Below are 14,419 nucleotides of genomic sequence, written 5' to 3'. Positions count from 1 at the left end.
TTTCTAGGGCCTGTTGATCTTTGCTGTTTGATTTTTGTTCTCCTGAGTGTGTTTTGGTCGCGACGCTCGACTTGCCGCCTAGTAATCTGTGCAAAAGTTGAGCAACAATGAACAAAGCGCACTCAGCTGAACCCAAAGGGCAGCGCTTGATTAGCATTTCTACTGTGTTCTCGCCTGACTCACATAGAATAACTATGCTACGCAGGCTCTGTCTTGTACAAATACCAATCAAACTGCTGCAAAAACAAACTTGAAAGGTAAACATGCCCTAGCGATTAAAAATTAGTGGCATAGCGGCTTTGGGTGTATTAAGCGGTTGTTGGCCGTCATAAACGAGACTGCCATTCACCCAAGTTTTTAAAACTTTAGCTGAAAAACGGTGACCGTCGAATGGGGTCCAGCCACAGTGATAGTGTGTTTTCTGATGGCAAGTGAGCGTTTCTTGATGAGGGTTCACGAGCACTAAGTCAGCATAGTATCCTTCACGAATAAAGCCTCTATCTACAATGTGATACCTTAACGCTGGATTATGTGCCACCTTCTCAACGAGTTGCTCTATAGATAAACGCTGATGATGCACATGGTCGAGCAAGCTTAACAATGCATGTTCAACTAAAGGCAAACCCGCAGGTGCTTGCTGGTAGGGGAGTTGCTTTTCTTGCCAAGTATGAGGCGCGTGATCAGTAGCAATAATATCTATTTGATTATTACGCACTGCTGCTAACAAAGCATCACGATCGCTTTTCGCTTTAATCGCTGGGTTGCATTTTATTAGGTTACCCTGCAGTGCATAATCTTCTTGACTGAACCACAAATGATGAACACATGCTTCTGCCGTAATATGTTTGTCGCGAATATCGCCTGAAGGGAATAAGCTCAATTCTTTTTCTGTTGTGATATGCAGTACATGTAAATCGCTACGATATTGTTTCGCTAAAGATACAGCGTACGAAGAGGATGAATAACACGCTTCGACGTCACGAATGATGGGGTGATCTAGAATTGTTAAACTGCCACTGCGTCCGATGCACATGGATAAATTCTTTTCAATCACTCTTCCATCTTCACAGTGGGTGACAATTAGGGTTGGACTTTCTCTGAAAATTGCGTCGAGAGCTTGTGGATGCTCAACGAGTAGATCGCCTGTTGATGCCCCCATAAAAACTTTAACACCGCAGTACTTCTTCGCATCTAAACGTTTTATTTGTTCTAAATTATCTTCGGTTGCCCCTAAGTAAAAACTATAGTTTGCCAGCGAGCTTCTAGACGCAATCGCGTATTTCTGTTCAAGAGCTTCAATGGTTGTAGTTGCAGGACTTACGTTTGGCATTTCCATATAGCTGGTGATACCACCTGCCACAGCAGCTCTGGATTCTGAGGCTATATTCCCCTTCTGTGTTAAGCCGGGCTCACGGAAATGTACTTGGTCGTCTATCATTCCAGGGAGTAGAAAATAACCTGTCGCATCGACAATATAGTCATTTGACTGTGCCGTTATTGAACTTTCAATTTTATTTATTCTGTTATCAACGATAAGTACATCACATTCTTGTGATTGATTCTCGTTGACCACAATTGCATTTTTTATCAGTGTGCTTTTCATATTGTAGGGACCTATTTGTCAAGTTTGGCTTTGCAAAGGTTACATAAGCCAGGCAACTCTAAGCGTGCATTTGCAGCTGAAAATCCAGTGCTTTCTACCGCTTTAAATAGATGCTTGGCAGCCTCTTGAACAGAATCTATTTCTTCTATTTGATGGCAGGATTTGCAGACTAAGATCACGGATAGATGGTGATGGCACGCACCATCTAGACTCTTACAGGCTATATATTTATTTGCAGAATGGATCCGGTGTGCCAGATTGACTGATTCTAAGAATTCAAGAATGCGGTACACGGACATTGCTAGAATGGGAGAGTTGGTGCTTTTATTGTATTTGTCAGTAAGTTCATACGCTGATAGCGGCTCGACTGTTTGCAATAATATTTCAAGCACGCCCTGTCGTTTTTCAGTTAAACGCAGCCCTAACGATTGGCATTTTGCTTGAGCCTGTTTGAGAATAAAATTTCGTTGAGTTTTGTTCACGGCAATGACGACATAATTCATTCAACTATTGATACAATATAACATATCAAGCATAATTGATACAATATAACATTTATTGGAGTCGTTATGTCTAAACTATCAACAATATCCTTGCTCGTTGCTGCACTGTTACCACCAAGCCTTGTAGCAAAGTCCGTAGAAGGTACAGTCGTCAATAAAGCTGGTAAAGGGATTGCAAATGCATCAATTGAGGTCGAAGGAACTGATATTCGCGTACTCACAGATAACAATGGTCATTTTCAAATTTCGGGCGTTGGGCTTGGAAATAAACAAATCCATGTAAGAGCACCTGGTTTTGCTCACCTGCATAAGGCGCTCACTCTGGATCAAGGTGGCGTTAAAAACGCAATGCTAATGTTAAATCGTTCTCCAATAGAAGTTATAGATATTGTTGCTACCCCTGTACATATGTCGGCGATGGAATCGGCAGTTCCAGTTAGTGTTTTGTCAGGTGAAACATTGCGTCGACAGCAAACCGCTACACTAGGGGATAGCTTAGAAAAACTGCCTGGCGTCAATACAAATTTTCACGCCAAAGTAGCGAGTACACCAATTATTCGAGGTTTGAGTGGCCCGCGAGTGTTGGTGACGCAAAATGGATTAGATGTCAGTGACGTATCTAGGGTTGGTCCTGATCACTCAGTCGCCTCCGAAGCCTCAACGGCTCAACAAATCGAGGTGTTGCGAGGACCTGCAACTCTTTTTTATGGTAGCGGTGCGATTGGAGGAGTGGTTAACGTCGTCGATACAAGAGTTCCAACCGATAATACAACTCGCGGAGAATGGAATCTGGAAAGTAATTCTGTTGATGACCAAAATACAGCCTCGTTTAATGCGACATCGGGTATTGGTTCTGTGGCCTTATATGTTGATGCATTCTGGCGAGAATCTAATGATTACGAAGTACCTGTTCCTGCTGAAATTCATGAGCATAGTGAAGGGAATGACAATGATGAACATCACTATAAAGTAGCAAATAGTGCTGAAGAGTCTGATGGTTTTACTGTTGGCTCAAGTTACTTATTTGATCAAGGTTATGTCGGTGTGGCTGTTGAGAAATTTAACCGCAAATACGGCATTCCGGGACATACGCATGGTGATGAAGAAGCACATAATGAGGCTGAAGAGCAGGTTTTTGCCGACTTAACACAAACAAAAGTGCAACTATTAAGCGAGTACAAGTTTAACAAAGGTTGGCTTGATAAAGTGAATGTGCGTGCTGGTTTTACAGAGTATGAACATGCTGAAGTTGAGCACGGCATGGTTGGAACAACATTTAAGAATGATACCAATGAGTTAAAAGTTGATTTACTACATCAGCCTCTGTCCGCTTGGACTGGTGGCGTAAGCTTACATTACAAACACAGTGATGTTGAAGCTCAAGGTAGTGAGGCGTTTACGCCGCCATCTGATACCCAAACACTTGCGATAGGAGTAATGGAGGAAAGGCGATTTGGTGATTTTTTAGTGCAGTTAGGTGGTCGTATTGAGCAAGTGGAGATCACCGCAAGTAATGTGCCTTTACCGAGTATTGATGCCCACTCGCACGATACTGAAATGCATGACCACATCGGTCACGATTCAGAAGCAACAAAGATATATGCGGTTGAGCACCAGTTTACTCCTATCAGTTTATCTTCGGGTCTTGTATGGGACTTTGCGCAAAATTATAACCTTGGGTTATCTGTTTCACACTCTGAACGAGCTCCTTCTTCATCGGAGTTATTTTCCTTTGGTCCGCACATAGGAACTAGCACTTATGAAGTTGGTGCTTTGTTTAAAATGGATGAGTACGGTCATTTCGAACTCGATGAGAAAGGTATAGCGCTAGAAAAGTCGCACAATATTGATATTACAGTGCGAAAAACCCAAGGTGATATAGGCTTTATTTTTAATGCTTTTTACAACCAAGTAGATAACTACTACTATCAAATAGAAACTGGGTTTTACGCCGAGAATGGCCATAGTCACGACCACGACCACGACCATAATCATGAACATGAGCACGATCATGCTTCCGAATTACCTATTTATTTATTCAAGACAGATGATGTGGTTTTGCACGGTTTTGAAGCGCAAGTTGCTTGGCAATTGACCGACGAGTTGAAAGTTGATGTTTTCTCAGACTTTGTGCGTGCCAGGTTAGAAGAAGGCGGCGATTTACCTCGTACACCACCTCTGCGCTTTGGGTCGCAGTTTAGTTATCAGACGGATAACCTCAGTGCACATATCCATATTACTCGATATCAAGAGCAGGACCGGATTGCACCAGAAGAAACCACGACCGACGGTTATACCCTAGTTGATGCTAGCATCTCTTATGATCTTTCGGTGTTCAATCAAGATCTCTCTATTTATCTTAGGGGAAGTAACCTAACGGATACAGAAGCTCGAGTACATAGCTCATTTTTAAAAGATATTGGTCCTCGTCCGGGTCGCAGTTTTGCACTTGGTATTCGCGGCTATTTTTAAGAATCTCAATCATTATGTACCTGTTAGCTAAAGCCATACAGGTACATAAGTCACTGAGTTATGCAACAACATAGATTTTAACTATGTGTAGCACTAGATTATTACCGACACGATTCACAATCAGCAGGGGAAATTATGGTTTCACGTCGAGGGTTTTTAAGGGGGGCAGGCACCCTCGCATTTATTGGCCTTTCTAAAAGCGCATTTGGCAGAGTGCCACTATTAGATTTTAACACGATGATAGCTGGGTATGGACCGTTGATCACTGACCCCAATGGCTTACTCGATTTGCCCCAAGGTTTCAGTTATCAAATAGTATCAAGCCTTGGGGATGAAATGTCCGATGGTTTTACTGTACCAGATAAAGCCGATGGTATGGGCTGTATTGCTTTAGATGAAGAGCGGGTTGCATTGATCCGCAATCATGAATTGAAACCAACAGATTTAGCAAAAGCTGATAATAGTATTCGCCAACATAAAAGTGAGCTTGCTTTTGATACAAATGGCTCAGGCATCGCGCTTCCAGGTGGCACAAGTCATATTGTCTATAACCTAAAAACACGTCAAAAAGAACAAGAATATTTATCCTTGGTTGGCACTATTCGCAACTGCTCTGGTGGAATAACGCCTTGGGGGAGTTGGCTTACTTGTGAAGAAACAACTGCAACTAAAAATGATGGTTTTACACAAGATCACGGATATATTTTTGAAGTACCAGCGACTGCAAAGGGTTTAATTAAGCCACAACCTCTAAAAGCAATGGGGCGGTTTAATCATGAAGCTGCTGCTGTTGATCCCAAAACAGGTATTGTTTATCTCACGGAAGACCGGGGAGACAGTGTGTTTTACCGCTTTATTCCAAACGAAAAAGCAAAGCTTCACAAAGGCGGGAAACTACAAGCGTTGGTTGTGAAAGAAAGCCCGCAATTTGATAGTCGAAATTGGAATAAAAAAGCGATGCCACTTCATCAGGAGTTTATCGTTGAGTGGATAGATTTGGACGACCCGCAAAGTGCTAAAGACGATTTACGGATCCGTGCTTATCGAAGTGGAGCAGCGTTATTTGCTCGAGGTGAAGGGATCCATTGGGGTGAAAAAGAACTGTATTTCTGCTGCACCAATGGTGGGAAAAAGCAGCTAGGGCAAGTGATGAAATATCAGCCATCTGAATTTGAAGGGACAGAAAAAGAACATCTCAGTCCAGGAAAGCTATCTTTATTTGTGGAAAGCACTAGCCAGTCTCTCTATAACTTTGGTGATAATCTCACTGTATCACCAAAAGGTCATTTAATTGTGTGTGAGGATCAGTACTCGGATATTGTAAATAACTACCTAAGAGGAGTGACACCAAATGGTGAACTTTACAATTTTGCTAGATTAACCAAGCAAACTGAACTTGCAGGCGCTTGTTTTTCACCAGATGGAGGTACGTTATTTGTCAATGTCTACTCACCAACTACGACACTAGCGATTGTTGGACCTTGGGAGTGCTTCAATGAATCCAGTACATAATTAACTTGTTTGGACAATTTAAATTATCTTTTGGTGTGGTTACACTGGTGAGGAATATGACAACACCAAAATAACGAGTGCAGTATGACAACAATATTCCAAGCACCTCAAGCGGTGGTGATGATCCGCCCACACCATTTCACTTCAAACCCCCAAACCATGCAAGATAACGCTTTTCAGCAAGCTTGTAGCGAAAACAACCCTAACAATAGAGCTTATGTTGAGGTCAGTAACGCAGTGCACACGTTAGAATTAGCTGGCGTGAAAGTGCACTTATTTGAGGACACCTCTACGAAGACTCCTGATTCAGTATTTCCTAACAATTGGTTTTCGACTCATAGTGATGGTCAATTGACGATTTATCCTATGTATGCACCAAATCGACGGCTTGAAGTGCGCAGCGACATTATCGATTTTTTACGTGCTCAGTATCAGGTGACAAATATCAATGACTATAGTCATCTAACCGCTGAAGAAATATTCCTTGAAGGCACCGGCTCAATGGTTATCGACCATCAAACAAAAGTGGCCTATGCGGTAAAGTCTAAGCGCACCAACACAGATTTAGTTAATCAGGTTTGTCAGCAATTGGGGCTACAAGCCGAGATATTTAATGCCTATGATAAAAACCAAGTATCGGTTTATCACACTAATGTCTTAATGTGTGTTGCGACCGACTTCGCCATGATATGTCTAGATATGGTGCCTGAACATCAGCGGACAAAACTTGTTGCCTGTTTAACGCAAAGCGGTCACACGCTAATTGAGCTATCTTATGAGCAAATCCAACATTTTTGTGGCAACGCAATTGAGTTGCAAGGGAGCACCGGTCGCATACTTGCGCTTTCTACTACGGCTTATCGGGCGCTATTACCAGAGCAAATTACTGCCATTGAAAAGTCAGCTAAGCTAGTTGCTATTGATATACCGACAATTGAAGCCGCAGGTGGCTCGGTGCGTTGTATGATTGCTGGAGTCCATTTAAATAACCGTTAAAAAATACTAGATAAATGGCAAATAATAATAAAATAGGAACCGCCTATGTTTGAAAGTGCAGTTAAGAGTATCAATGGGCTCTTATGGGGAGAAGGCCAGATACTTATTTATATCCTGTTATTTGCAGGGTTCTGGTTCACTATTCTTTTGCGAGGAATACAAGTGGTTAAATTTCGCCACATGTTTAGCCTATTAAAAGGCAGTAGCAAAGGCGATAAAGATAATATCAGTTCTTTTCAAGCATTATGTACCGGGCTATCCGCAAGGGTCGGTACTGGGAACTTGGCAGGTGTGGCGGTCGCTATTTCTCTTGGCGGTAGTGGCGCTATATTTTGGATGTGGATGATAGCTATTTTGGGGATGGCAACCGGTTTTGCTGAAAGTGTGCTTGGTCAAGTCTATAAAGTACGTGATAGTCAAGGCGAATTTAGAGGAGGCCCTGCCTATTATATCCAAATGGGGCTAGGTAGTAGGGCACTGGCCATATGCTTCGCACTGTGTTTGTTTTTGGGCTACGGCTTTACCTTCAGCGCAATGCAAACGAACACCATTACCGACGCGCTTAATTACGCATTTAATATCCCAACTGGGTACTCGGGTATTGTGATCACTGTACTTGCAGGTGCAATCATCCTTGGTGGCTTTAAAGCGATTGCTCGATTTGCCGAAAAAGTGGTGCCCGTAATGGGATTAGTCTTTGTGCTCGTTGCCATCGTCATCACAGTGATAAATTACTCGCAAGTGCCGGGCATGCTGTTAGATATTTTGCGCAGTGCTTTTGGTTTGCAAGAAGCGGGAGCTGGCGCTCTTGGTGCAGCCATTAAAAATGGCATTCAGCGCGGCCTTTATTCAAATGAGGCTGGAGCGGGAAGTGTGCCGCACGCGTCAGCCAGTGCGACACCGATACCCAACCACCCTGTGACTCAAGGTTATATTCAAATGCTAGGGGTCTTCTTTGATACAATCGTACTATGTAGCTGTACCGCTGTGATAATTCTCTTAGCCGATATCGATATCGGCAGTGAGATGGAAGGTATACGCCTAACACAATCTGCGATGACATCCCACTTTGCCGCAGGGGGCGTGTATTTTGTCGCGGCAGCAATCACTTTATTTGCTTTTACTTCCGTAGTAGCAAATTATGCCTACGCTGAAAGTAACTTACATTTATTCCATTTAGATAATAAAGTTGGTCGTTCAATCTATACCGCGTGTTACTTATGTATGATGCTTTGGGGCGCCTCTGCGACACTTAAGCAAGTGTGGGATCTAGCTGACATTGCACTAGGGTTAATGACCGTAGTTAACGTCATCGCGATTGTCCGCCTTACGCCTACTATTTTGGCGGTTACAACCGATTACCATAGTCAAAGTATGAAAGGTAAAGCACCGGTATTTGACACCAAAAAGGTAAAAATACAAGGAGTAACCGAGTCAGGAGTTTGGGATAATAGTCGTGAGAATCACTCAGCTTAAAACGTTGAAAGAAGGGTTATGGAGGGCTTTTTACCCCAGTTTATTCACAGGAGTTTTGAAGTAAAAGTGTTGTTATATTTTCTATCATTTACTCTATTTAATTTTTTTATATTCAGTGTATACTGCCGCGCGCTTTTTATTTCAATATTTTAAATTAAATATTGCTCTTTTTTTAATCTGTAAATTTTGATGTGATAATGAAAATAAAACTATTTGGATTGGTATTACTATCCTTACCTATTTATGCAGAAGCTGAGATCAACGTATACTCAGAAGCACTTATTGGTAAAGCCAATAGTGAACTTTATGCGAAGGACGACTTTGACGGAAGTAAGCGCGCGTCATCTGCCATGTCTGATTCATTTGGACTTAGACTGGGTTTCGAGCTTACCGAGCAGTTAGCTCTTGAAATCTCTAAACACTATCATGGGGAAGCACCTGCCGAATATACAGTTCATAGGTCTACCACAATCCCTGGAAGTAATGAGGGTCCCTTTACAACTTCATATAACGTTGTCTTGCCTATTGATACTGAATCTCTAAGACTTGGAGTTAAGGGTAAAATAGCGTTGTCTAACAAAGTTAATGCGAATATAAGAGTGGGAATTGCACACTGGAAATACAAAGATGTGCTCCCCGCACAATTAGTTTCTCCAGATAATACCGGCTCAGGTGATAGTGGTAATGATATTTATACTGCTGTAGGATTTAATTATCAACTTACAGACAATCTCTATGCAGGTTTAGAATACGCCCTTATAAATATTAAAGAGTCGCAAGAATATGAGTATGGGGGCATCGTTAAGTATGAGCATAATTTACACGAATTATCCATAGTGCTCGGTTGGGCTTTTTAAACCGCAGATTCTCGTCGCTGAGAAATTAGCGTCAGGGATCTATTTAAAATTGGTCAAATTGATTGGTTTTGTATCATCTATTTTGGTAATCGGGTTTGGGCTCTTCTCAATGATGAGATTACCCAAACCCAGCGATGATTAGCTATCACCAGCCATCGTAGCGCTTTCTACGAGATAAAAATAGTGTCAGGATCACACCGATAATGATGCCACTAATCCCGATGATACCTCCGTAAGTCAGCAGCTGGTGCTGTTCTTTTTGGACTTTTTGCTGCTGTGACAAGCGTTCATCTTGAAGTTGCTGTTCAAGTCCGGAAATGGTCTCTTGTAACGCTACGTTTTCGGCAAGTAAATTGGTATTATTTTGTTGTAAGATGGGCAGTTGTTGCTGAGCGTCATTGAGCGCTGTTTGAGTATCAACCAGCGTTTGATTCAGGTTCTCAAGCTGTTGTTTTAGTCCGGCCTCAGTGGTAATGAACTTACTCTCTACCCAGCCTTCTCTTTCCTTGTCATCTTTAATTTGGACAAATCCATCTTCAGCGCCACTAAGTATAGTGATTGGTGTGCCTGCATCCACAGAGCCTAAAATCCGATAATTTTTACTTGGACCTGTGTGCATGAAAATATAAAGATTGTCACTTATATAGCCATTTGGCTGCGGTGGGTTTGCTGGGGTAGTGTCGGCAGGCTCTTCAGCAAAAATGGTAAAGCTTATTAAGAGCAGGCTCGCAATGATAAATTGCTTAAGGTTGAACATGCGTGGGCCTTTTATTCTTAGGGTGGTAAAGTTTACAAAATAGTAGGGATTTCACAGCTTAATAGCAAGGCTTTGTTTATTTTGAATAAGCCGAAATAATTGATTACATACTGGAAATTACTAAAGCGTGAGAGCTAAGCTTACGTATCAAAAATCCCGACATTTAGCGAATTTATCCAAACTATTTGTTGATTTAGCACATATTTAGCGGGATTTTCATCAGATAAAAAGATTGCAAACTCGGCTTCCTTTGTATATTTTGATCTTCCCGTAGACAAATAGGTAAAACACTGCCCTAATGGACACTGAAATAGAACTGAAATTCTTGGTTTCAGATAATGAAGTTCCGCTGATCCCTGCACTTCTCACACAGTTTGCAAAAACGGTCACCAACAAACCCGCTAAAAATTTAACGAATGCTTACTTTGATACGCCCAATCGTGAATTACGAGCGCTAGATATTGGTTTAAGAACTCGTTGTTGTAACGATGAGTGTGAACAAACAATTAAACTTGCAGGAGAGGTTGTTGGTGGGTTACATCAGCGGCCTGAATATAACTTACCTATTCAGTCAGGGCGTCCAGACTTACATGCTTTTGATGCTAACATTTGGCCTCATGGCATGCAGTTGGAATCCATTACGCAGAATATATTCCCGATCTTCAGTACTAATTTTATTCGTCGTACATGGCTATTGGAGACGGATTCTGGTACTAAGATAGAAGCGGTATTAGATAAAGGCGAGATCGCCGCGAACGGCCAAATTGAGCCAATCAATGAGCTCGAGATAGAATTAATTGAGGGAAATAAAGAGGATTTATTTCTTTTGGCTGATCACCTGATAAAACAAGCAGGCATGCGCTTAGGGTTATACTCTAAAGCAGCTAGAGGTTATCGAATAGCGGACGACAAGCCGCTGAAACCAAATAAATTTATAGGTTTTGTCCCTCTTAAATCTCAAGCGACGCAAGAGCAAGCACTCATCGCGACGGTAAGCTACGGGATCCAATTTGTACAAAAGCATGAACAGTGTTATTTCAATAAACCGAGCTTAAAAACACTTAAGCGAGTCATTGATGGCATTTCACTTATTCGTCATGCGTTTTGGCTATTTGATGATATCGTGGATAAAAGCTTAACTGAGAGTATTCGCAATGAGTTGAAGTGGTTGTTGTCAGAGTTGGCTTGGGTTGAGAATGCCATCCACCTTAAAACTTATACTTCAAAGCGTCATGCTTATTATAAAAAGCTAAATCAATTTCCTGAGTTAGCTCATGTGATCACCGATTTACAGGATGTACAGCCAACACCGACAGACATTGAAGACTTATTTCATTGTACCCGTTATAACCGGTTGATCCTCTCGTTGACGCGCTGGTTGGTTGATAGAGCTTGGCGTAAAAATTGGGATCAAAAGGCACTGAGCGCAGCGCAGCTGCCAGTTACTGATATTGCTAATCAACTTTTTGATAAAGATTGGCAAGCGTTGAAAAGCCTGTTGCCGCAAGAAAAAACGCTATCAGAATATGATTACTTACAAGTAAGAGCAAAACTAGAAAACACGCTGCTTAGTGGCAATTGCCTAGGCAAACTTTACGATAAAGAAGCACGCAAAGCATTTAGAACGCCATGGATTGATGTGGTGTATGGCATCTATGAACTTGAAACCTTGGCTTATTTGCATCAACTTTGCCAAAACCAAAATTCTGACGCATTACAAGAAGTACAAGTGTGGCTAAAACAAAAATCTGATTTTTTAGTGAGTGCCATGGAACAAAGCCGGCAATCTTCAATGCTATCTGAACCTTATTGGTGTTGATTAAAAAGAGCGGGGCAACCCGCTTTTTTTAATGTGTACTGTCATGCATACTCCCTTTAAACTAAACCGACTTGAGCGACAATTAAAAAGGCAAAATGGTGTCATATATTAAAATAACTTTGCTTTGGATATGTGTGTTGTTAGCACCATTTAGTCAAGCAAATGAACGTTTATATGAAGTTTTCATCAAAGAGCTTCAGCAAAAAGAAACTCGCGAGCAAGCTCTGCAAAAAGTTGATTTGGTGCTTGAATCGACTCTTGCGCCTGAAGAAATAGCAGAGGTACACCATAAAGTAACCGTCGCATTAAAAAATGATTTTAAATTAGAGGATGCGCACCGCTGGGCTGAGCGCTTCAAGCAAATATTGCTTACGTATCATTTGCCACAATATGAGGCAAAGTACTCGTTGACCTATGGGGACCTCATGCTCAAAGAGGGGAAGTTCAGCGATGCGATTAGCTATTTAGACTTAGCTGTGTCTCAGCTATCTGCACTTAATATGCATCGGTTGTTATGCCATGCTTATCGGTTCCGTGCGGGTGCTTACAAAAATAATGGTAGTTATAAAGATGCTATAGAGAGTTATGAGTTATCGATTGAAGTGGCAAAAAAATATGAGTTTGCGGATTTACAGGTTTCGTCTATCACCCAATTAGCTGACGTTTATTCCGACCTTTCTTTACCAGATAAAGCACTTAAATTGTTGCAGCAATCAATTGCGGTGTTGAAAAGTCAACAACAACAAAATACGGCACTACTTGCCCAAGTTTACTATAACCTAGGTGGAGCCCATCAGGTGATTGGGGATCACGAGAAGTCTCTTCAAGCCTATCAAACAGCCTATCATTACGACCTTGAAAGTGGATCTGTTGTTTACTCGGCTTATACCTTGATCCGTATCGGTCGTGAGCAAATCAAACTTAAGCGTTTTGATGAAGCGCAGGCATCGTTTGAAAAGGCTTACGAAATTTTTGAATCTCATAAACATACCAGAAATCAAGGTTGGGCCAAGAGCAACCTTGCTGAGCTTAAACTCAAAGAAGGTAACAAAACAGAAGCCAAAGTATTTGTTGAGCAGGCACTTGAGCTTATCGACCCTATCCAAAGTAAAGTTCTTTATCAAGAAACGATGACAACGTATGCACAAATTGTGTTGCCAGAGCGTGCTGAATTTTTTATTGAGAGCATGAAGCAGATCGTTGCTGAAGAAGAAGCATATCTTGGCCTCAAAGAAACCGCATTGCGTGTCTTAAAAGACGCTTATAGTGCACAAGGTGACTTTGAATCCGCGCTTAACTATCAGTTGCAATATACCGAATCCAAGATCTCTCAGTTAGAAAAAGAAGCTAGCCAAAAAGCGCTTGCTTATCAATTGGATACAGAGTATCAGAAAAACCAATTTGAGTTACAGAGTCTAAAAACACAACGTGAGGTTGAGCTTGCCGAGCAGCGCATCCAGCAAATTGTTACGGCAGCCGGAGTCGGTGTTTTAATTATTTTCTTGAGTGCGTTTTTATTACTAGCGAGAAACAAACGTCGTGCACTGGAGCTGGAAAAACAATTACTCAACAAAGCTTTGGATTTAAAACAGCAACTGCTTGCTGATATATCCCACGAATTGAGAACGCCGCTTACTGTACTTAAACTACATATTGAATCATTGGAACATAATTTGGTGGAAAACCCAAAGCAGAGCTACAAAGTGCTTAACCGCCGCCTCGATACGCTTAACACTTTAATCAAAGATATTTACGAACTTGCGCAGGCCGATACTGGCAGTCTTAATCTTGCATTAGAGCGTGCCAATGCCAAACAAGCGTTTATTGGCTTTGTAGAAGATATTGATGATTTTGTGACGGATGAAGGGCTTGAATTTAACGCCAATATTGAACTTCCAGACGATCTGGAAATCGACATTGATGTAACAAGGCTGGCTCAAGTATTTAATAACTTAGCTCGCAATAGCGTAAATTATACCGACAAGCCAGGTGAAGTTTCCGTGGATATTGGCTATCGGAATCAGCAACTCTACTGTGTCATTGAAGATTCAAGTCCTGGAGTGGACGATGAAGCTTTAGGGCGTTTGTTTGAGCGCTTGTTCCGGTGTGATAAGTCTCGTAGTCGAGATCTTGGTGGTTCAGGTCTGGGTTTATCCATTTGCCAAAAGTTGGTTGATTTGCACGGTGGCAATATCACAGTAGCGCACAGCGAATTAGGCGGGCTGAAAGTGAGTGTTATTATACCTTGTGAGTAATGTTAGTCTATCTTTACCTAGAGCTAGGTAGTACAGATAAGAACGATTTTATATCGCGATTTAGTAAAGTCTCGCCACATAAAGTGGCTCCTACCTGAGTTTATACACTGCATGTGGGAGCGATTTTACATCGCGATATTTAGTAAAGTCTTGCCACATAAAGCAGCTT

General features: G+C 41.7%; 10 protein-coding genes. 7 read left to right on the top strand and 3 right to left on the bottom strand.

The window, feature by feature from the left end:
• Window positions 1-268 precede the first annotated feature (268 nt).
• Both HUZ36_RS20405 and HUZ36_RS20400 read right to left on the bottom strand, forming a co-directional pair.
• Complete coding sequence (locus HUZ36_RS20405) at window positions 269-1,603, bottom strand: dihydroorotase (RefSeq protein ID WP_176033842.1); 1,335 nt, start codon at window positions 1,601-1,603, stop codon at window positions 269-271.
• 11 nt (window positions 1,604-1,614) lie between these two features.
• Window positions 1,615-2,106, bottom strand: coding sequence for a Fur family transcriptional regulator (locus tag HUZ36_RS20400; RefSeq protein WP_147390289.1), 492 nt, complete (start codon window positions 2,104-2,106; stop codon window positions 1,615-1,617).
• A gap of 66 nt (window positions 2,107-2,172) precedes the next feature.
• Between HUZ36_RS20400 and HUZ36_RS20395 the strand changes: the two genes are divergently transcribed.
• The 5 genes from HUZ36_RS20395 to HUZ36_RS20375 all read left to right on the top strand — a co-directional run bounded on the left by HUZ36_RS20395 (window position 2,173) and on the right by HUZ36_RS20375 (window position 9,419).
• Window positions 2,173-4,578 carry a TonB-dependent receptor gene (locus HUZ36_RS20395; RefSeq protein ID WP_176033841.1) on the top strand — a complete coding sequence of 802 codons (2,406 nt, stop codon included), beginning with the start codon at window positions 2,173-2,175 and terminating at the stop codon, window positions 4,576-4,578.
• Between the two features lie 135 nt (window positions 4,579-4,713).
• Window positions 4,714-6,090 carry an alkaline phosphatase PhoX gene (locus tag HUZ36_RS20390; protein ID WP_176033840.1) on the top strand — a complete coding sequence of 459 codons (1,377 nt, stop codon included), beginning with the start codon at window positions 4,714-4,716 and terminating at the stop codon, window positions 6,088-6,090.
• Window positions 6,091-6,174: 84 nt separating this feature from the next.
• On the top strand, window positions 6,175-7,086 hold the full coding sequence (gene ctlX, locus HUZ36_RS20385) for a citrulline utilization hydrolase CtlX (RefSeq protein WP_176033839.1): 912 nt from the start codon (window positions 6,175-6,177) through the stop codon (window positions 7,084-7,086).
• Between the two features lie 45 nt (window positions 7,087-7,131).
• Window positions 7,132-8,562, top strand: coding sequence for an alanine/glycine:cation symporter family protein (locus HUZ36_RS20380; protein WP_176033838.1), 1,431 nt, complete (start codon window positions 7,132-7,134; stop codon window positions 8,560-8,562).
• 197 nt (window positions 8,563-8,759) lie between these two features.
• Window positions 8,760-9,419: an outer membrane beta-barrel protein gene (locus HUZ36_RS20375; RefSeq protein ID WP_176033837.1), complete on the top strand. Its 660-nt coding sequence runs from the start codon at window positions 8,760-8,762 to the stop codon at window positions 9,417-9,419.
• 145 nt (window positions 9,420-9,564) lie between these two features.
• Here the strand turns inward: HUZ36_RS20375 and HUZ36_RS20370 are convergent, their stop codons facing one another.
• Complete coding sequence (locus HUZ36_RS20370; RefSeq protein ID WP_225740757.1) at window positions 9,565-10,176, bottom strand: TIGR04211 family SH3 domain-containing protein; 612 nt, start codon at window positions 10,174-10,176, stop codon at window positions 9,565-9,567.
• 298 nt (window positions 10,177-10,474) lie between these two features.
• On the opposite strand from HUZ36_RS20370, the gene HUZ36_RS20365 reads away from it, so the two are divergent.
• Together HUZ36_RS20365 and HUZ36_RS20360 are read left to right on the top strand one after the other, a co-directional pair.
• On the top strand, window positions 10,475-11,995 hold the full coding sequence (locus HUZ36_RS20365; RefSeq protein WP_176033836.1) for a CYTH and CHAD domain-containing protein: 1,521 nt from the start codon (window positions 10,475-10,477) through the stop codon (window positions 11,993-11,995).
• A gap of 134 nt (window positions 11,996-12,129) precedes the next feature.
• Window positions 12,130-14,250: an ATP-binding protein gene (locus HUZ36_RS20360; protein WP_368659809.1), complete on the top strand. Its 2,121-nt coding sequence runs from the start codon at window positions 12,130-12,132 to the stop codon at window positions 14,248-14,250.
• The last annotated feature ends 169 nt before the right edge of the window (window positions 14,251-14,419 follow it).

The organism is Pseudoalteromonas sp. McH1-7, assembly GCF_013366255.1.
In the GTDB taxonomy this organism is placed as follows: domain Bacteria; phylum Pseudomonadota; class Gammaproteobacteria; order Enterobacterales; family Alteromonadaceae; genus Pseudoalteromonas; species Pseudoalteromonas peptidolytica.
This window is presented reverse-complemented; position numbering and strand designations above follow the sequence as displayed.

Excerpts from the sequence above, each read along its gene's own strand:
- HUZ36_RS20405 (WP_176033842.1), bottom strand. The coding sequence starts at position 1,603 with ATGAAAAGCACACTGATAAAAAATGCAATTGTGGTCAACGAGAATCAA.
- HUZ36_RS20400 (WP_147390289.1), bottom strand. The coding sequence starts at position 2,106 with ATGAATTATGTCGTCATTGCCGTGAACAAAACTCAACGAAATTTTATT.
- HUZ36_RS20395 (WP_176033841.1), top strand. The coding sequence starts at position 2,173 with ATGTCTAAACTATCAACAATATCCTTGCTCGTTGCTGCACTGTTACCA.
- HUZ36_RS20390 (WP_176033840.1), top strand. The coding sequence starts at position 4,714 with ATGGTTTCACGTCGAGGGTTTTTAAGGGGGGCAGGCACCCTCGCATTT.
- ctlX (WP_176033839.1), top strand. The coding sequence starts at position 6,175 with ATGACAACAATATTCCAAGCACCTCAAGCGGTGGTGATGATCCGCCCA.
- HUZ36_RS20380 (WP_176033838.1), top strand. The coding sequence starts at position 7,132 with ATGTTTGAAAGTGCAGTTAAGAGTATCAATGGGCTCTTATGGGGAGAA.
- HUZ36_RS20375 (WP_176033837.1), top strand. The coding sequence starts at position 8,760 with ATGAAAATAAAACTATTTGGATTGGTATTACTATCCTTACCTATTTAT.
- HUZ36_RS20370 (WP_225740757.1), bottom strand. The coding sequence starts at position 10,176 with ATGTTCAACCTTAAGCAATTTATCATTGCGAGCCTGCTCTTAATAAGC.
- HUZ36_RS20365 (WP_176033836.1), top strand. The coding sequence starts at position 10,475 with ATGGACACTGAAATAGAACTGAAATTCTTGGTTTCAGATAATGAAGTT.